General features: G+C 24.8%; 20 protein-coding genes. 6 read left to right on the top strand and 14 right to left on the bottom strand.

Annotated features, from left to right (window positions below; genetic code table 11):
- Nucleotides 1-263 precede the first annotated feature (263 nt).
- Genes AYC60_RS01290 through AYC60_RS01265 form a run of 6 tightly spaced genes read left to right on the top strand, consistent with a single transcriptional unit; the run spans nt 264 to nt 4,909 of the window.
- Complete coding sequence (locus tag AYC60_RS01290) at nt 264-800, top strand: NUDIX hydrolase (protein WP_067320332.1); 537 nt, start codon at nt 264-266, stop codon at nt 798-800.
- A complete protein-coding gene (mgtE, locus tag AYC60_RS01285) occupies nt 790-2,244 on the top strand; it encodes a magnesium transporter (protein ID WP_067320327.1) in 1,455 nt (484 codons plus the stop codon). The genes AYC60_RS01290 and mgtE overlap by 11 nt, the downstream gene beginning before the upstream one ends.
- A gap of 8 nt (nt 2,245-2,252) precedes the next feature.
- Nucleotides 2,253-2,684: a hypothetical protein gene (locus tag AYC60_RS01280; protein ID WP_067320325.1), complete on the top strand. Its 432-nt coding sequence runs from the start codon at nt 2,253-2,255 to the stop codon at nt 2,682-2,684.
- Entirely contained in the window at nt 2,677-3,348 is a 672-nt protein-coding gene (locus tag AYC60_RS01275) for a M48 family metallopeptidase (RefSeq protein ID WP_231724607.1), read from the top strand. Before AYC60_RS01280 ends, AYC60_RS01275 begins: the two co-directional genes overlap by 8 nt.
- Before the next feature lie 17 nt (nt 3,349-3,365).
- Nucleotides 3,366-3,869, top strand: a complete 504-nt coding sequence (locus AYC60_RS01270) for a peptidylprolyl isomerase (protein WP_067320323.1) — start codon at nt 3,366-3,368, stop codon at nt 3,867-3,869.
- Nucleotides 3,870-3,877: 8 nt separating this feature from the next.
- A complete protein-coding gene (locus AYC60_RS01265; protein ID WP_067320322.1) occupies nt 3,878-4,909 on the top strand; it encodes a M42 family metallopeptidase in 1,032 nt (343 codons plus the stop codon).
- A 24-nt stretch (nt 4,910-4,933) separates the two neighbouring features.
- Here the strand turns inward: AYC60_RS01265 and AYC60_RS01260 are convergent, their stop codons facing one another.
- The 14 genes from AYC60_RS01260 to AYC60_RS01195 all read right to left on the bottom strand — a co-directional run bounded on the left by AYC60_RS01260 (nt 4,934) and on the right by AYC60_RS01195 (nt 19,493).
- Nucleotides 4,934-5,554, bottom strand: coding sequence for a deoxynucleoside kinase (locus AYC60_RS01260; RefSeq protein WP_231724606.1), 621 nt, complete (start codon nt 5,552-5,554; stop codon nt 4,934-4,936).
- A gap of 118 nt (nt 5,555-5,672) precedes the next feature.
- Entirely contained in the window at nt 5,673-6,539 is an 867-nt protein-coding gene (locus AYC60_RS01255) for a tRNA 2-thiocytidine biosynthesis TtcA family protein (RefSeq protein WP_067320319.1), read from the bottom strand.
- Between the two features lie 42 nt (nt 6,540-6,581).
- A complete protein-coding gene (gene coaBC / locus AYC60_RS01250; RefSeq protein WP_067320317.1) occupies nt 6,582-7,766 on the bottom strand; it encodes a bifunctional phosphopantothenoylcysteine decarboxylase/phosphopantothenate--cysteine ligase CoaBC in 1,185 nt (394 codons plus the stop codon).
- A 340-nt stretch (nt 7,767-8,106) separates the two neighbouring features.
- Nucleotides 8,107-9,561 carry a bifunctional ADP-dependent NAD(P)H-hydrate dehydratase/NAD(P)H-hydrate epimerase gene (locus AYC60_RS01245; RefSeq protein WP_067320313.1) on the bottom strand — a complete coding sequence of 485 codons (1,455 nt, stop codon included), beginning with the start codon at nt 9,559-9,561 and terminating at the stop codon, nt 8,107-8,109.
- Nucleotides 9,558-10,451, bottom strand: coding sequence for a UTP--glucose-1-phosphate uridylyltransferase GalU (galU, locus tag AYC60_RS01240; protein WP_067320310.1), 894 nt, complete (start codon nt 10,449-10,451; stop codon nt 9,558-9,560). Before galU ends, AYC60_RS01245 begins: the two co-directional genes overlap by 4 nt.
- A 1-nt stretch (nt 10,452) precedes the next feature.
- On the bottom strand, nt 10,453-11,310 hold the full coding sequence (truB, locus tag AYC60_RS01235; protein ID WP_067320307.1) for a tRNA pseudouridine(55) synthase TruB: 858 nt from the start codon (nt 11,308-11,310) through the stop codon (nt 10,453-10,455).
- 38 nt (nt 11,311-11,348) lie between these two features.
- Nucleotides 11,349-12,878 carry a sensor histidine kinase gene (locus tag AYC60_RS01230; protein WP_067320304.1) on the bottom strand — a complete coding sequence of 510 codons (1,530 nt, stop codon included), beginning with the start codon at nt 12,876-12,878 and terminating at the stop codon, nt 11,349-11,351.
- A complete protein-coding gene (locus tag AYC60_RS01225) occupies nt 12,865-13,539 on the bottom strand; it encodes a response regulator transcription factor (RefSeq protein WP_067320303.1) in 675 nt (224 codons plus the stop codon). The genes AYC60_RS01230 and AYC60_RS01225 overlap by 14 nt, the downstream gene beginning before the upstream one ends.
- Nucleotides 13,540-13,556: 17 nt before the next feature.
- Nucleotides 13,557-14,876: a peptidase U32 family protein gene (locus tag AYC60_RS01220; protein ID WP_067320300.1), complete on the bottom strand. Its 1,320-nt coding sequence runs from the start codon at nt 14,874-14,876 to the stop codon at nt 13,557-13,559.
- Nucleotides 14,877-14,885: 9 nt separating this feature from the next.
- The gene (dnaB, locus tag AYC60_RS01215) at nt 14,886-16,280 is read right to left on the bottom strand and encodes a replicative DNA helicase (protein ID WP_067320298.1); all 1,395 of its coding nucleotides are present in this window, start codon (nt 16,278-16,280) and stop codon (nt 14,886-14,888) included.
- A 13-nt stretch (nt 16,281-16,293) separates the two neighbouring features.
- Nucleotides 16,294-16,746 carry a 50S ribosomal protein L9 gene (gene rplI, locus AYC60_RS01210; protein ID WP_067320295.1) on the bottom strand — a complete coding sequence of 151 codons (453 nt, stop codon included), beginning with the start codon at nt 16,744-16,746 and terminating at the stop codon, nt 16,294-16,296.
- 11 nt (nt 16,747-16,757) lie between these two features.
- A complete protein-coding gene (dnaX, locus tag AYC60_RS01205) occupies nt 16,758-18,125 on the bottom strand; it encodes a DNA polymerase III subunit gamma/tau (RefSeq protein ID WP_067320293.1) in 1,368 nt (455 codons plus the stop codon).
- Nucleotides 18,103-18,777, bottom strand: coding sequence for an HAD family hydrolase (locus tag AYC60_RS01200; RefSeq protein WP_067320290.1), 675 nt, complete (start codon nt 18,775-18,777; stop codon nt 18,103-18,105). Before AYC60_RS01200 ends, dnaX begins: the two co-directional genes overlap by 23 nt.
- Complete coding sequence (locus AYC60_RS01195; RefSeq protein WP_067320289.1) at nt 18,777-19,493, bottom strand: hypothetical protein; 717 nt, start codon at nt 19,491-19,493, stop codon at nt 18,777-18,779. Before AYC60_RS01195 ends, AYC60_RS01200 begins: the two co-directional genes overlap by 1 nt.
- Nucleotide 19,494: the final 1 nt, after the last annotated feature.

Raw genomic sequence — 19,494 nt, 5'->3', positions numbered from 1 at the left:
TTAATAAGTTAAGTAATGAAGAGATAGAATATATACAAGACTTTATGAATAATTATCCAAGAAAAATTTTTAATGGTAAAACATCAAAAAATATTTATTTTGAAAATAAAAATGCAGCATAAATTCAATTATACTGCACTATAAAATTTTTATTATTTAATTTTGGACATTTCTAATTTCTACTTACAATTTAAAAAGGTTGCTTTTATTTAATTAATTATAGTATAATATTTATGTAAATTTAGGAAAAAGAGGTGATTAAAATGGAAATGCCAATAAAAGATGGTTTTAAATTTTTAAAGGGAGCTATAAAGTATCATCCTACAACCAAAGTTCCGCTGGAATATATAATTAAAGATGATGCTGTTTGTTTAACTGTTTTTGATGAGAATTTAGATAAAGTTTTATTAGTAGAACAGTATAGACCAGGTGTAGATAAGGCTATTTTTGAAAATGTTGCTGGTATTATAGATCCAGGTGAATCTCCTTTTGTAGCTGTAAATAGAGAATTAAAAGAAGAAACAGGTTATAGTCCTGAAGATGTAGTAGATTTTGTTTCTATGAAAAATCCTATGCTTGTAGATCCATATATGACACAATATATATATTTTTATGCTGCAAGACTAAAATCCAATGATATTATACCAGGAGAAACTGACTTTGATGAGGCAGAGGATATTAAATCACATTGGATAAATATTGATGAAATAGAAAACTATTTAATAGATATGAAAACTCTTCTTTCTATAAAATATTTTTTACCTATATTAGAAGAAATGAGGGTGAAAAATGAAAAATAATTTAGATATAGAAAAATTAACACAAGAAGAAATAGAAACTCTTAAACAAGAAATTAAAAGTAGATTAGAACATGAAGATGAGGAAGAATATTTTGAAGAAGATATAGATACAGAAGAAATAGCAGAGGATTTACAAAATTTAGAATCTGAAGAAGAAGTAGAAGAATTTGTTGAGGAACATCATACTGTAGATATAGCAGATTCATTTTATGAAATAGAAGATGATAATGAATTATTAAGAGTATTTAACTTATTTAGTGAAGAAGTTAAAATAGAAATATTTGAAGAAGCTGATGAAAAATTACAAGTACGTATTTTAAATTTATTAGATTTAGATGAAACAATAGATATTTTATCATATTTACCACCAGATGATGTTGCAGATATTTTGGGTTCTCTTGAACTTAGAAAGAGTAAAGAAATACTTGATAACATGAAGAGATCTGATGCTAATAAAATTAGATTACTTTTAGGATATGCAGACGATACAGCCGGTGGGATAATGACCACTCAATATATAGCTTTCAAAAAAAATCTTAAGATTAAAGATATAATGGAAAAAATTAAAATTATAGGACCTAAAACAGAATACATAGAAACAATATTTGTTTTAGATGAAGAATCAAGACTTTTTGGTGAAGCGGATTTAAGGGATATCTTAACTGCTTCAGATGATACTTTACTTGAGGAGATTACAGATGAAAATATAATTTATGTTGATCCATATTATGATCAGGAAAAAGTAGCACAAATAGTTTCTAGATATGGATTAAAAGTTGTACCTGTTGTAAATAGAAAAGGTAATATGCTAGGGATAATAACAATAGATGACGTTATTGATGTAATTAATGAAGAAAATACAGAAGATATCTTGAAAATGCACGGGGCTGGAGATGATGAAACACTAGAAACAACTTTAAAAGAAAGTGTATCAAAAAGATTACCGTGGCTTGCAATAAATTTAATAACAACTTTCCTTGCATCATTTACAGTAGGTTTATTTTCAAATACAATAGATGCTGTAGTTGCTCTTGCAGTTTCTATGCCTATAGTTTCGGGTATGGGTGGTAATGCAGGAACTCAAAGTTTAGCTGTTACAATTAGATCAATTGCCTTAGATGAAAGCGATAGTGATGATAGTTGGAATATATCTCTTAAATATATAGCATTAGGATTTATAAACGGTATTATTTTAGGAATAATATGCGGTATTGCAATCTATTTCTTTTATAAGAGTTTTTATTTAAGTTTTGTTATTTTCCTGGCTATGATAGGAAACTGTGTTATAGCTTCTCTAGTAGGTTATCTTATACCAGTTGGTCTAAAACTACTTAAAATTGACCCGGCAATGGCCTCAGCAGTAGTATTAACAACTATTACTGATATATGTGGATTTTTCTTATTCTTAGGTCTAGCAACAGTATTTTTAGATAAATTGGTTTAGGAGTATTAATGGTAAGGTTTATAATAATATTTTTATTAACTAGTTTAGTTATTAAAGGTTCAAGAAAAATAATAGAAAACTATAATGATAAGTTTGAAAAAGTTATGGGAATAGATAATGAATTGGTAATAGTAAAAAGAGATTTATTTGGTATAAAAAATATTTATATAGATTTATTTAATATAAAAGATTTATTAATTCGTTCACTTTCATTTAACTCAAATTATGATGGTGTTAAAATTCAAAAATTTAAAATGGTATTAGTCTTTTTAGATAAAAAAATTTTTATTAATAAAAAAGATAATGTATTAAAAATAGTAAAAGCTATAAAAGTTTTGGACGAAAATTTGTATTATAAATTACTAGATAAAACAGTTTTTGTTTTAGATCCAATAAGATTAACTCTTGAAAAAGAGATGGAGGACATTAATATTGGTTGAGAATATTTTAGGATATGAAGTTGAAAGAAAAAAAGTTAAGAATATTAATCTAAGAATAAGAAGTGATTTAAGTATATACATATCTGCACCATTACATATTGATAGATATTATATAGAACAATTTATTTTATCTAAAAAAGATTGGATAGATAGTAATATTAATAAAATAAAGAAATATAAGAAAAATAGTGTTGATGAGACTTTTGAAACAGGGACAACTGTGAAACTTTTAGGAAAATTTTATAAAATACATATTATTGAGAGTAATTACGATAATGTAAATAGGGAAGAAGATAAAATAATAATTAATACAAAAAATAATGAATTTAATTATAAAAAGAAATTAATGGAAATTTTTTATTATAAAGAAGCTGAAAAATTATTTAAACAAAGAATAGAAAATTATCTATTAATAATGAATGAAAAAATTGAAAGATTGATTGTTAAAACTATAAAAGGTAAATGGGGATATTGTGTACCAAATAAAGGCATAATAGCGTTAAACACTAATTTAATTAAAAGAAGTTTATTTGAAATAGATTATGTAATAATACATGAATTAGCGCATTTAAAACATCCAAATCATAGTGTTAATTTTTATAGACATGTAGAGAAATATATGCCTAATTATAAAGAGGCAGAATTAAAATTAAAATATAAATAAGGAAAAGAGAGGTAAAAATGAAAATTAAAATAACAACTAATAAAGGAATAATAAATTTAAATTTATTTGAAGAAGCGGCACCAGTAACTGTGGTTAATTTTGTAAATTTAATCAACAGAGGTTACTATGATGGATTAAAATTTCATAGAGTAATAGAAGATTTTATGGCTCAAGGAGGAGATCCAACGGGAACAGGAATGGGTGGACCTGGGTATGCATTTGGAGATGAAGTATATAATGGATATGTATTTGATAAACCAGGTTATTTAGCAATGGCTAATGCAGGTCCAAATACTAATGGTTCTCAATTTTTCATAACAACAGTGGTTACAGAGTGGTTAAATAATAACCATACAATTTTTGGAGAAGTTGTTTCAGAAGAAGACTTAGAAGTTGTTAAAAAACTTGTAACTGGAGATATAATGGAAAAATTAGAAATCGTTGAAAACAATGAAGAATTTTTAAAAGAAAATGCTCATGTTATAGCAGAATTTAATAAAGCTTTAGATAAAAATAAATAGGAGAAATAATGAATACATTAGATTATTTAGTTAAATTAACTAATATCCCTTCACCAACAGGATATACAAAAGAAATAATGAAATATATATTTGATGAAGTAAAAAAACTAGGATATAAACCAGCATATACAAATAAGGGTGCAGTATTAGTTACATTAAATGGTAAAGATGACGATAAGCATCGTATTATTACAGCACATTTAGACACTTTAGGTGCAATGGTTAGAGCAATTAAACCAAGCGGTCGTTTAAAAATAGATCTAATTGGTGGTTTTACATATAATTCAATAGAGGGTGAAAATTGTAAAATACATGTAACTAAAAACAATAAAGTAATAGAGGGAACTATTTTATTACATCAAACTAGTGTACATGTATATAGAAATTCAGGAACAATTGAAAGAAATCAGCAAAATATTGAAGTTAGAATAGATGAAAAAGTTAATAATGAAAAAGAAACAAGAGAACTTGGAATAGAAGTGGGAGATTTTATTTCGTTTGATCCTAGAACTGTAATATTAGATAATGGATTTATAAAAAGTAGACATCTAGATGATAAAATAAGTGCTGCAATAATGTTAAATCTATTAAAAGAATATAAAAATAACAACGTTTTATTACCACAAACTACACATTTTTATTTTAGTAATAACGAAGAAATAGGTTATGGAGCAAATTCTAATATACCGGAAAAAGTAGTAGAGTATCTTGCTATAGATATGGGAGCTATGGGTGATGATCAACAAACAGATGAATATACAGTTTCTATTTGTGTTAAGGATGCATCTGGTCCTTATCATTACGAATTACGTAATCACTTAGTTGAACTATCAAAGAAAAATAATATACCATATAAACTTGATATATATCCTTATTATGGTAGTGATGCATCAGCAGCTATTAGGGCTGGTTTTGATATTAAGCATGCATTAATTGGTGCTGGAGTTGAATCTTCACATTCATATGAAAGAAGTAATGTAGACTCAATAAATGCAACTGAAAAATTAGTAGATGTATATTTAAAAAGTAATATATTATAAAAATAGGCTATTCGTTAGAATAGCTTATTTTATTTGAAGTTTTGATAATTTTTTATCTATTAGATTTAAAATATATTCTCTATCTTTTTCATTGTTTACAAAGTCAATTTCATCAACATTAATAGTAATAATTTCAGAAATGTTATAATTCTTAAAATATTCTCTATAATGTCTATCTAAACTTTCCCAATAATCTCTTGGAACAATTTGTTCGTAATCTCTACCTCTTTTTTTAATTTTTGAAAGAGCAGAGTCAACAGAAGTTTCTAAATAAATCATTAAAGCAGGTTTTTCAACATGTTCTAACATATTAAAAAGTAATTCTTCGTATAACTCAAATTCTTCTTGAGTCATATCCCCATCTTCAACAAGCATTTTTGAAAAAATAACATCTCCATAAATAGATCTATCCATAACACATTTACCTAATTGTGATGCATTTTTTATCATTTGAAATCTTTTATTTAAAAAGAAAATTTGTAACGGGAAAGCCCATCTTTTTCTATCATAATAATATTTATCTAGAATAGGATTATCAACAACAGGTTCCTCATATAATATAGAATTATATTTTTCAGCTAATATTTTACCTAAAGAAGATTTACCAACACCAACAACTCCGTCAACACAGATTATTCCTTTCATTACACACTCCTTAACTTTTATTTTATTAAAATATTCTTTGTAATATTCAAATTGCATTATTTGTACTCCTAAAATGTTTTTCAATAGATTATACCATGATAGTAGGTTAAATCCAAATTTATTTTATTGTAAAATTATAATCATCTAAATATGAAAAATAGTCTTTTTTATATTTAAATCCAAGTATTTTCTCTACATTAACATTAAAAGTAGAAGAGAGTATTTTTTTCTTTATATTTGGATTTAATTTAGATAATTGATCAATTAATTCCTTTGTTTCACGCCTTTTACTTGAAGTTTTTTCTGCAGCAACTGTACAACCACAATTCATTGCTTGAATACCATTGTTTTTTGCAAATTTAATAATATTTTTTTCTTCAACATAAAATAGAGGTCTTATAAGTTCTATATCAAAATTATCGGACTTTAATTTAGGGAGCATAGTTTCAAATTTTCCCATATAAAACATAGACATTAGAGTCGTTTCAACCACATCGTCTAAGTGGTGTCCAAGCGCTAATTTATTGCATCCTAATTCAGTAGCCTTTGAGTATAACGAACCACGGCGCATTTTTGCACACATATAACAAGGATAATCTTTAGCTATTTTACCGGCGACTTCAAATATATTATCATCATATATTTCACAGGGGATATCTAAATGTTCAAGATTAAACTTTAGGTTATCTAAATTTCTTTGATTAAAACCAGGATTCATAGCAATAAACTTTAGCTCAAAATTTGTTTTAGAAGCCCTTTTAAGCTCTTGGAATAATTTTGCAAGTAAAAGAGAATCTTTACCACCTGAAATTGCTACAGCAATTTTATCATTTTCAGAAACTAAATTAAAATCCTTCAAAGCTTTTATGAAAGGAGACCATAAAAATTCTCTATATTTTTTTTGAATAGATTTTTCAATTAATTCAAGAGGCTGCAAAGGAACATTTGGAAGTATAAGTGGACAATTAGTTTGACCAAGTGACATATACGCCTCCTTTCTTATTATACATAAGATATATTATCGGACTTAAAATATAATGTTATCTAAAATATCTTTAGCAACAATTTCTTTATTATTTTCCTTAATATCAATCATATTTTTATCTTTATTAAAAATAACAACTTTATTATTATAAGAATTAAAACCTATTGTTGATTTTGAAATATCATTTAAAATAATATAATCTAAATTTTTACTTTCTAATTTCTTAGTTGCATTTTCTACAAAATCATGACTTTCTGCTGCAAATCCTATTAATTTAAAATTTCTAGGTTTAATTTCTGAAATTTTTTTCAGAATATCTACGTTTAATTCTAAATCTAATTTTAAATCTTTTAGATCATTTTTCTTTATTTTATTTTCTGAATAGTTTTTTATTCTAAAATCAGATACTGCAGCAACCATAAACATATAATCTATATCTTGGATATTATCCATAACAGCATCATACATTTCATTAGCATTATTAACATATATAACTTTATTTACACCTTTTGGTACTTTAAGCGTTTTAGTTGTGCTTATTAACGTTACTTCCGCACTATTAAGAGCAGCTATTTTTGCTATAGAATAACCCATTTTACCACTAGATTTATTAGAAATATATCTTACTGGGTCTATATTTTCTATAGTTCCACCAGCAGTTATAAGAATCTTTTTATTCTCATATTTATATGTTTTATTAATTATAAATGTTATTTCATCTACTATATCATCAACATCAGGTAACTTTCCAATACCATTATCCCCGCATGCTAGCAAACCAGAAACAGGCTTAATTATTGTATAATTATATTTTGTAAGTTTTTCTAAATTATCCTGTAATATAGGGTTTAAATACATGTTTGTATTCATTGCAGGAAAGAAAGTTACTTTCTTAGGATTGCATGCAGATATAAACGTTGACATAAAATCATCAGCAATACCATTTGCTATTTTACCTATTAAATTATATGTTGCAGGTATTATAAAAACAAAATCAGAATTTTTGGCTAATTCTATGTGAGAAACTTTAATTTCATCATTATCAAACATATCTATATATACTTTATTTTGAGTTAACGACTGAAATAATAATGGTGAAATAAGTTTCGAAGCTTTTTCGCTCATAACAACAGTTATATTAAAATTTAATTTTTTAAGCTTAGAACAAACGTCCAATGCTTTATAACAAGCTATTCCGGAAGTAACACCTATTGTAATATTTATCATTTTATCACCTCTTATAAATTATACAATAATAAGACCATAAATTCAATATAAGTTTACTTTTTATAATTCATAAGTTATACACTTATACACGAAGTCCAATAACAATCTGTGACAAACTATATTTATTTTTTAAAAATACAAATAAAAATGGTGTACTTACAAAAAATACATATTATAAGTTATTCACTTTTTCAAAAGTTATTCACATTAACTTAATTTGGTTTACATCTTGATTTAGTTGTTATATTAATATCACAACTCTAAAAAATGGTGTAATGTTTATATAACGAAATGTATAAAAAAAATACCACAAACCTTTATTTATGGTATTTTATTATATTTATATAAATAATTCTTTCATATATTTCCCAATATTATCAATAATATCTGTTGGATTTATTATATATTGTTTTTTAGATAATTCATCTGCAATATATCCGTGAAGGTACGTTCCTATTATTGCAGATTCTTTTAGTGTATAACCTTGTGCATTTAGAGATGATATCATACCTGTTAAAACATCTCCCATTCCTGCATTTGCCATGTAAGGATTTCCTGTATCAATTATATATACATCTACTCCATCACTTATGTATGTATTCTTTCCTTTTAATAGTACAGTTACTTTATTATTTCTACTATAATTTTGTATTACTTCTATTGGATCTTTTTTTATTAAATCTATTTCTGTATTGCTTATTCTTGAAAATTCCCCTGTATGTGGTGTAATTATTACGTTATTATGGTTATTAAAGTTTATTTTATTGCTTAATGCTCCTGCATCTATAACTAAATTTTTATTATCTTTATATTCTTCAATTATATTATAGATATATTCATTAAATTCCATTCCTGGACCTATTGCTATTGTTGTTGCTTTATCTAAATTATTTATGTCTCTTTCATAAATCACTTCTGGTACACTCTCAACAACTTTTTCTATTCCTTCAAAGTCCGATAATAAATATGTATAACCACTACCACATTTAACACATGATTTAGCTGCTAATTTTGCAGCACCAAAATATTTTTTAGAACCTGCAACAATAAATGTTTTCCCGTATGTTGTTTTATTATCCTCTTCTCTTCTTTTTATTTCTATACTTTTTATGTCATTTTTTTCAATAATAAATATGTTTGAAAATCTTTTTAGATCTTTATTTGGTAGTATAATATCCTTAATTACTTTTATTTCACCAGTATTAATACGTGAACTATAGTTTAAAAAACCATTTTTATATGTCATTATACTTAATGTTATATCTGCTTCTATACACGCTCCATAAGTATTTCCATATTTCGAATCTAATCCTGTGGGTATATCTATACTATATACTTTATATTGCGATAAATATTTATATTTGTTTATTTTATACACAATATCTTTGATATTTTTAGGTAATTCCTTATTTAAACCTATACCAAAAATTGCATCTACAACTACTTCGGTTTTCTGTAAATAAAAATCTAATTTATCAATATTATCTATAATTCTTATTCCTAAAGCAAGACATCTTTCATAATTAAGTTTACATTCATTGCTAATATAATCGTTATCAATCTTAAATATTATTACATCTTTATTATTTGCGTGTAACATTCTTGCAAGTGCATAACCATCTCCACCATTGTTACCAAAACCTGCTACAATTAAATAACTTTCAAAATTTATATCAATATTTTCATATAGTTTAAAAACTACATTTTCCATCAAAATGTCTTTACTTACTTTATATTCTTTTTCAATATATTCATCAATTTTTTGTGTAGTAATACTATCTCCAACAATTTTCATAATTCTACCTTTAAGTCTAATAAATATTTTCTTATTTTATCTTTCAATTCTGGATGTCTTAAACCAAATTCTACATTAGCCTTAAACATACCAAATTTATCACCGGTATCGTATCTTAAACCTTCAAATTCATAAGAATACAATTTTGAATCCTTGTTTTTAGCCATTTTCAATATAGCTGGTGTTAATTGTATTTCATAATCAACAGGTGCCTCTTCTTTTAAATATTTGAATATTTCTGGTTCTAATATATATCTTCCTAATGCAGCATATTGACTAGGAGCATTTTCGATACAAGGTTTTTCAACAAAATCGTCTATTTCATAAGTATTTTCATCAATTTTTTTCCCTTGTTTAATAATTCCATATTTATTTAAATCTTTTTTTGGTACTTTCTGTACACCTATTATACTTCCACCACCATTTTTTTCATATACATTAATTAATTGTTTAGAAACAGGAATTTCTCCTTTTTCTTTATTTGTATAAATTATATCATCTCCTAATAATATTAAAAATGGTTCATTTGCAACAAAAGATTCAGCACACGAAATAGCGTGACCTAAACCAAGAGGTAACTTTTGTCTTACGTAGTACATATTTACCATTTTAGATATATTTTGTACTTCATTAAATAGCTTTTCTTTTCCTTTTTCTTTAAGTATTGCTTCTAATTCATAAGAATAATCAAAATGATTTTCAATAGATTGTTTATTTCTACCAGTAATAATTAGAATCTCTTGTATACCACTTTCAATTAATTCTTCAACTAAATATTGTAATGCTGGTTTATCTACTATACTAAGCATTTCTTTTGGTTGTGCTTTTGTAGCAGGTAAAACCCTTGTACCAAGTCCCGCAGCAGGGATAATTGCTTTACGAATTTTCATATTATCTCAACTCCTTAAAGTATTTACTCCTTTTTATATAATAAGTATAGCCTATTTTTTTTATAATTTCTACTATTCCAATAAATTTTTTATCAAAATATACCTTTAAATATTTATCTACAATATTCTTATCCTTTAATTCTATAATTTTTGTCATACCATTATATAGATGTTTATATAAAATTTGATCTACATTAATTTTTTCGTATTTGAATATATTTTCTACATCTATTTTTTTATTTACATCATCAAATGTAAAATCATCTATTTTTTCTCTAACTAATTTAGTCATAGTAGCATAAGTTTTTAAATCACGTCCTATATCTCTAACTAATGATCTAATATATGTTCCGCTACTTACATCAGTTCTAAATGAAATTATTTTACCGTTTATATTAACATCGTATATATCAGATATAATAACTTTTCTACCTTCTATTTCTATTTCTATACCTTTTCTAGCTAAATTATATAATTTTACACCATTTTTTTTTATTGCTGAAAACATAGGTGGTATCTGAATAATTTCTCCTTTATAGTTAGATAATACTTGATTTAGTGTATTAATGTCTATATCAAAATCATTTATAACTTTATTTGTTATTTCACCTTCAAGATCAAAAGTACTAGTTTCATAACCTAGCTCCATTTCTACATAATATGTTTTAGAATGTTTCATTAAGTAATCTGAAAATTTAGTTGCATTATTTGCCATAACTATCATTAATCCTTCGGCCATAGGATCTAAAGTTCCTGCATGTCCAACTTTTTTAATCCCTAATTCTTTTCTATACTTTTGTATATATGAAAATGATGTAATATTTTTAGGTTTGTTTAGTATTATTATATAATCTTCCATTTTTTCTCCTTTTCAAAAAATAGGCAATATTTAATTGCCTAATTATTTGAAATATTATTAATTATTATTGTAATTTTTGTTCCAACATTAATTTTTGATTCCATAGTATATTTTTGATTTTGTATTTCTAATATTCTTTTGAAAATAGATAAACCAAGTCCATTACCACCTGTTTCTTTATTACGTGATTCATCAACTCTATAAAATCTATCGAATATTTTTTCAATTTGATCTTCATCTATACCAAATCCTTCATCTCTTACTACAAAATAACCTGTATTTTCATTTTTATCGTATATAGATGAAATATATACATTTGAATTATCAGGTGAATATTTTAGTCCATTTTCTATAACTATTCTTAATGATTGTAGTAATAAGTTTTCATCCGATATAAATTCAAAATTATCATTTCTCTCTACTAATACTTTTTTATTTTGAGTAACAAGGCTATAATCTGATTCTATTTGATGTAGTATTTTAGAAGAATTAACATTCACTTTATTCAACATCTTAATATTATTTTCATCACCACGAGATAAAAATAGTAAAGAAGTAATAAGTTTAGTCATATTTTCACTTTCTTTAACTATAGAATCTGTAGACTCTATCAGTAATTCATTTCTAGGAGTTTCAATTTCCTCTTTAGTAAGCGATTTTATGTATCTTCTATTTATTAATTCAGCATAACCTTTAATTATTGAAATTGGAGTTCTAAGTTCATGAGAAACATCTGAAATAAACCTAGATTGTTTATCAAATGTAAGGTTTATCTTATCAAGCATTTCATTTATAATATTAGTTAAATCATATAATTCATCTTTAACTTCAAAATTTGGAATTCTACGTGATAAATCACCACTTGAAATTTCTTTTGAAGTTTTAATAATATTTTTAATAGGTTTTAGTATTCTATTACTTATAACTCTAGATGTTAAAAATATTAATATTAATCCTAATAAAGCACTTACTAAAAATAATATTTTTAATGTATTTATAGTTTTTACATGCTGATCTATATTTTTTAATATATATATTTCAAATATAGCTCCTTTTATATTTTTAGTTAATTTTACTACAGAAAAATTAGATGATTCTGTACTATTATTATTTAATACTATAGTATTAGGTATAAGTATATTTGATTTAATATTTCCAAAAGTTTTAGATAAATTATTTATATTTATTTCAAAACCAGATGTATTAATAGGTATAACGTCAACATAATTTTTTGAAACTATATGTAATATATATCTAAAGTCTTCTTCTCCTGGATTGAAAGGTTTAGGATAAACTATACTTTGTTCCTTTATCTCAGGTTCAAATTTTAATTTTAGTTTTTTTTCATTGTATTTATTAGTATAATCCTCTATTCTTGAAAAATAAGCATTAATTTCATTAACTTTTGCTGAATATTGAAAAACTAATGTATTATTATTTTGCCCATTTAATATTAAAAATAGAATTACAGTTGAGAATAATGTAATAAATATAAATACAAAACTAAATGTTATAGTAATTCTATTTTTTATTCCATAAAATTTTTTAAAGTCTTTATTTGAATACAAATCCTATTCCTCTTTTAGTTTGAATGAATTTTCTAGAATAAGGCTTATCAATTTTATCTCTTAAATATTTAATATATAAATCAAGAATATTGTTATTACCAATTTGATCAAATCCCCAGACTTCCTCTAAAATATTATCTCTGTTTAGTACTATACCTTTATTTAAGACTAAGTAGTCTAAAAGGTCGAATTCTTTTTTCGATAGAGGTATTAATTCACCATCTCTATAAACTTCGTGGGCAGTATATGATATTCTTAAATCCTCAAATACAAAATCTTCTTTCTTTTCATTTTTCTTTTTGGCACGTCTTAATAAAGCTTTTATTCTTGCTATTAACTCTTCATTAGAAAATGGTTTAGTGATATAATCGTCAGCACCATAATCAAAAGATATTACTTTATCTGTAATTTGATCTTTAGCTGTTAAAAATATTATCGGTACATCAGAGTCTTCCCTTATTCTCTTACAAATTTCAAACCCATTCATTTTAGGTAGCATAACGTCAAGTAAAATTAAATCAAAATGATTATATTTTGCTGCTAATAACCCTTCTTTTCCATCATTTTCAATTTGAACATCAAATCCTTCAAATTTTAATTCTACTTCGATAATTCTTGCTATTTTAACATCATCTTCTATAATTAAAATTTTCTCCTTCATGATAAAACTCCTTTTCTTTAATTATTTCTACCACAAGAACATTGTTTAGGTACAAATCCTGAATTAGATTGATCTGTTTGAGAAATATCCATATCTGAATCTGAAACACCTTCAGGTAATTTTACTCTAATTAAATCTAATTCTCCCATCTCTATTTCCGTTTCTATAACAGCAATAGTATTAGGATGTACAATTTCTTCATATTCTTCTGTTTTTAAATTATAAAAATTATTTACTCTAAATTTAATAGGATCAACATTTGGTCTTACTAGCTCTAATTCTACTTCAGAAGCTATAATTCTATTTCTTACCTGTATTTTATATTTATTTTTATCAACTTTTTCTAAAACATTAGCAACTAATTGGTAAGTTTGAGAGTAAGATGAACTTGTGTTGTAATTTTGATCAAACTCACTAGTAGATCCGAAAAAGAATCCAGATGAATAAAGTCTATGACTTATAGTTTGTAATTCATATAACCATTTAGGGTTATATGAATAATTTCCTGAATAATAAGCATCTATTGCTTCTCTATATTGTTTTGTTACTGTAGAATTATAATAAATAGATTTCATTCTACCTTCTATTTTTAGTGAATCGACACCAGCTTCTAAAATTTTATCTATAAATTCTATAGTACATAAATCTTTAGCATTGAATATAAATGTTCCACCCTCATCTTCAACTATATCATGTGCACCTGTTTCTTCGTGTCCTTCTGCAATTACTTTATAGTTCCATCTACAATCTTGAGCACATATGCCTCTGTTTGCATCTCTAGATGTAAAGTAATTACTTAGTAAACAACGCCCTGAAACAGCCATACACATTGCACCATGAATAAATACTTCAAGTTCAATATCAGGTACTTTTTCTTTTATTTGTTTTATTTCATGTAAAGACATCTCTCTTGCTAATATTACTCTAGAAGCACCCATATCTCTATAAGCTTTTACTGTCATCCAGTTTGTAGCATTTGCTTGTGTACTTACATGTATCTCAAGATTTGGTGCATGTTCTCTAACTTGTTGTATTATACCTAAATCTCCAACTATTACAGCATCTACATTAGCTTTTTCTAAAAATTTAATAAATTTAGGAATATAATTAACTTCTTGATTATGTGCAAAAATATTTAATGTTACGTAAACTTTTTTACTTAATGAATGAGCATATTCAACTGCTTCAGTTAATTCTTTGTCAGTAAAGTTTGCGCTCATTCCTCTTAAATTAAAACCTCTTCCCCCTATATATACAGCATCTGCTCCAAAATGAAATGCTGCTTTTAACTTCTCCATATTACCAGCAGGTGCAAGTAGCTCTGCTTTTTTTACCATTGTTCCTCCTTAATCTTCATCCTTTAAACTATTATAATAATTATATTCTTCTTCATTAGTAGGATTTCTAAACTTTTGTTTTGATTTATCAAAAAATAATAACATTCCACCAGTTTGACCGTTTCTATGTTTTGCTAATAATAGTTCAATAGGGAAAAATTGATTTGAATTTTCTGCTATATTTTTCTTTCTTGTTTGATGATATTCAGGGTTATATATAAATAACACTTGATCTGCATCTTGTTCTATAGATCCAGATTCTCTTAAATCTGAAAGTATAGGTCTTTTATCTTCACGTGAATCTACTTTTCTAGATAATTGTGATAAGGCTAAAATAGGAACATTTAATTCTTTAGCCAGTAGTTTTAATCCTCTAGAAATCTCTGAAATTTCTTGTTCTCTACTTCCAGATTTACCACTACCTTGAATTAATTGTAAATAATCTATTATAATTAATCCTATTTCTTTTCCTTTTCTTTGTACATTTCTACAAGTATTCTTAATATTAGAGATAGTTGGTGTAGCACCAGCATCTATTAATATATCTAATTTTGAAAGTTCTTGTAAAGCATTAGAATACTTATTAACTATTTCAGGCTTTGCTATAAATGAAACATCTTTTATTTGCTCTAAATCAATTTCTCCTTTTATAGCTATTAGTTTTTTTAGAAGTTCTTGTTCTCCCATTTCCAAACTAAAAATTAATACTTTTTTTTGTTGCTCTGCCACATTCAAACCAATATTTAATGATAAAGTTGTTTTACCTACAGATGGTCTTGCAGCAAGTATAATTAAATTACTTGGATGTAATCCTTTTGTGTATTCATCATATCTAATATATTTAGTTTTAACTTTTGTTTCTATTAATGGATTATTTCTTAAATCTTCTATTCTATTTAATTCATCAATTACTAATGAACTAATTCCAATAACTCCATTGTTATTTAAATCATCAAATAGTTCACTAATTTTTAATTGTGAATTTTCTAATATTAATTTTGATTCTTGGTTATTGAATAATTGTTTAGTAATATCTCTTGATAATTCATATAATTTTCTTTTTTTAGAATATTCTAATATGTTTTCTATATAAACATCAACACCAGAAGAATGTACTGTTGATAATAAAATATTATTTAAAAATTCTTCTCCACCAATTTTTTCAAGAACGTTATTATTTTTTAAATAATCTATAAATAAGTTAATATCTAAATTTTCAGTATCTTTTTCATTAGTATAGTTAATTAAATTAGTATATATGATTCTATTTTTTTCATTAAAGAAATCATTAGGTTTTAATTTTTTAGTTGCTGAATACAGTAATGATGGTTCAAGAAAAAAAGAACCTATTATTACTTTCTCTAATTCAAAATTATTTAATCCTTCAAAGTTATTTATTTCCATATTAATACCTCTATTATAAACTAACTACATTTACTGTTAATATAGCTTTTATTTCTGCATATAACTTAACCTCTACTTTATGTTGGCCTATAGATTTTAATCTAGCATCATTACCCATTTTCTTTTTATCTATTTGTATATTTAATTGTTCTTTAACAGCTTCTTCTATTTCTTTTGCACCTAAAGATCCAAAAACCTTACCATCTTTTCCTACTTTTACTTTTAATACAATACTATTATTTTCAAGTTTTTCTTTTAATTCATTAGCATGAGTAACTTCTTTTTCTATGTTTTTAGATATTTTATTTTTTTTATTTTCCAATTTATTTATATTTTCAGGTGTTGCTGGTACAGCCTTATTTTGTGCAAATAAAAAATTATTAGCATAACCATCTTTTACTTCTATTATTTCATCTTTTTTTCCTACACCTTTAATATTTTCTTTTAAAATTACCTTTACTTTCATTTCAATCTCCTTTATCTTTCTAAAGCATTAAATATAGAAATTATTTTATTTTTTATTTTTTCGTTAAATTCATCATCAATATTATTATTACTTCCTTCAATAAGTATGTTATATTTGTATCCAAACTTACGTTCTATCTCTTTTTCTAAAAAATCAATAGAATTTTCAGAATTTAAATATTGGAAAAAATAATTAGAATTATTATTAATAATTGTAATGTTATTATTATTTACAGATATTGTCGTATCTTTAATTAGATTGTAGTACCTTTGACTTCCTAATTCTTGAAGATGTTTTTTAAAAATATCCCATTTATCTTCATTAAATTCAATCCCATTAGTACGTACTTCTATTGTTCTAACTTCATGTTTAGTGTCTGTAATTAAGTTACTTATTATTATATATGCAATTAATCTCTTGTCTTCTTCATTTTTATATTTAACCAAAATTTCAAGTATATTAGAAATAATCTTTATTTTAGTTTCAATTTTAATATCTTCTTGTTTAGCAAACTTACAAAAATCTCTTAAAAATTGATCAATTTGTATTCCTTCTACCCATAAATTATCTATAAAAGAAATCAAATCATTTTTTTCTTTATTTAATATAAGTGATAAAAATTTCTTATGTACTACCTGTGATACAACACCTAAAGCTTTTTCAGTTAATTCAATAGTAATTTTATCTTCATTATAATAATTTGAAATCACCTGTTCATAGATAGAAAATGAATCTCTTGCAGAACCTTCAGATTTTGAATAAATTAATTTTAGACTTTCATCATCTATATTAATTTTTTCAGTTTCTGATACTTTTCTTAACATTTCTAATATATCTTTTTCACTTATAGTTTTAAAATCATATCTTTGACAACGAGAAATTACCGTATCAGGAATTTTTTCTATTTCAGTAGTTGCTAAAATGAATATTATATGTTTTGGAGGTTCTTCTAATATCTTTAATAAAGCATTAAAAGCTTCTTTGGTTAACATATGTACTTCATCGATTATATATATTTTCTTTCTAGATTTAACAGGTAAATATCCCGTACTTTCTTTTAAATCTCTAATTTCATCTATACCTCTATTAGAAGCGGCATCAATTTCAACAATATCTACCGATATTCCTTTTGTAATTTCAATACAGTTTTCACAATTATCACAAGGTGTAGATGTAATTTCAGTATGACAGTTTACACCTTTTGCTATTAATCTTGCAATAGTTGTTTTACCTACACCACGAGGTCCATTAAAAAGATAAGCATGAGATAATTTATCGTTATCTAATGAATTTTTTATAGCCCTTACTATATGTTCTTGTCCATATAGTTGTGAAAAATTTTGAGGTCTGTATTTTCTATATAGTGTTATATTCTCCATTTTTTATCTCCTCTAGTAGTTTTATTACTTCAAGTAGGTTATCTAATGTTTTAAAACATAATTTATCAGTTTCATCTGTAGGTATTAATAAATCAGGTATCATTACAGGAATAGCACCTGCTTTATGCGCAGCTCTAATACCATTATATGAATCTTCAAGAACTATACAATCACAAGGATTTAATCTAAAGTGTTTTATAGTTTTTAAAAATATTTCTGGATTAGGTTTACTTTCTAATACTTCTTCTCCAGATATAATAAAATCAAAATATTGATATAATTCTTCATTTTTTAATAATTTATGAATTTTGTTTTTTTGAGATGATGAAGCTATAGCAAGTTTAATATTTTCATTTTTTAAATAACTTATTAACTCTTTAACTCCTTTTTTTACACCAATTTTTCTTTCATCACTTAATTTCATTATTTCTTCTTCTATAGTTTTAAATATTTTTTTAAAATCTAAGTTTGGAAAATGAGATTTATAGAATTTAACGCATGCTTCATTATTAGTTCCAATAACACTATGCATTTGTTTTTCTGTTATATCAATGTTATTTGTTTTTGCAAATTTTACTGCTTGTCTTATGTACTCTTTTTCAGTGTCAAATATTAATCCATCCATATCAAAAATACATAATTTAATATTCATTATAACACAACCTTTAATAATTTTTTTTGATCCTCTGTAAGGTAATTAATAGCAAGATTCTTTTTAACAGCTTTATCAAATAAAGTTATATAACTTCCTTTTGTTTCATCAGGTTCCATAATATAATCACCTTTTTGAAGATAATTTGACAATTCAGGTATAGTATCTTTAAGTTTATAAATTATACCAAATTGTTTTTCTAAATATTCTAAGTCTATAATATGTAAAAGTTTAGAATCAGTATTTTTCATTTCTTTTAATTTAGAATTATCAATTAAAAGATAAAAAATATTATCTAAACCAATAGTGAATCCGACTATTGATTTTTTTTCTTTTCTAAGGTTATAGTTTATCTCTGAAATTAAAATATTTATCAAAACGTCTTCATATTCATTTTCTTTTTTTTCGAAATCTTCAAAGTCAATATTATTTAATAATGGTAAAAAATCATTTACCAATCTTTTTAAACCTTTTGTATAATTTTTTGATTTATAATTATGAAAATATGCATTTGTTTCTTCAACAGCTAAGTAATAAAAAAATGTTTCAAAATTTTGAATTTCACCTTCTGTGTCTTCAAAGCCTATATACTCTAATACAGCGTTTTTCAAATCTTTATTATAACTATCCACTGCTCCTTTATATACATCATATTCTATATTAAATAATCTTGCAAAATTATGTAATTTTTCATATTCAATGTTTAAATCTTCCATA

This window comes from Streptobacillus felis, assembly GCF_001559775.1.
Classification (GTDB): domain Bacteria; phylum Fusobacteriota; class Fusobacteriia; order Fusobacteriales; family Leptotrichiaceae; genus Streptobacillus; species Streptobacillus felis.
This window is presented reverse-complemented; position numbering and strand designations above follow the sequence as displayed.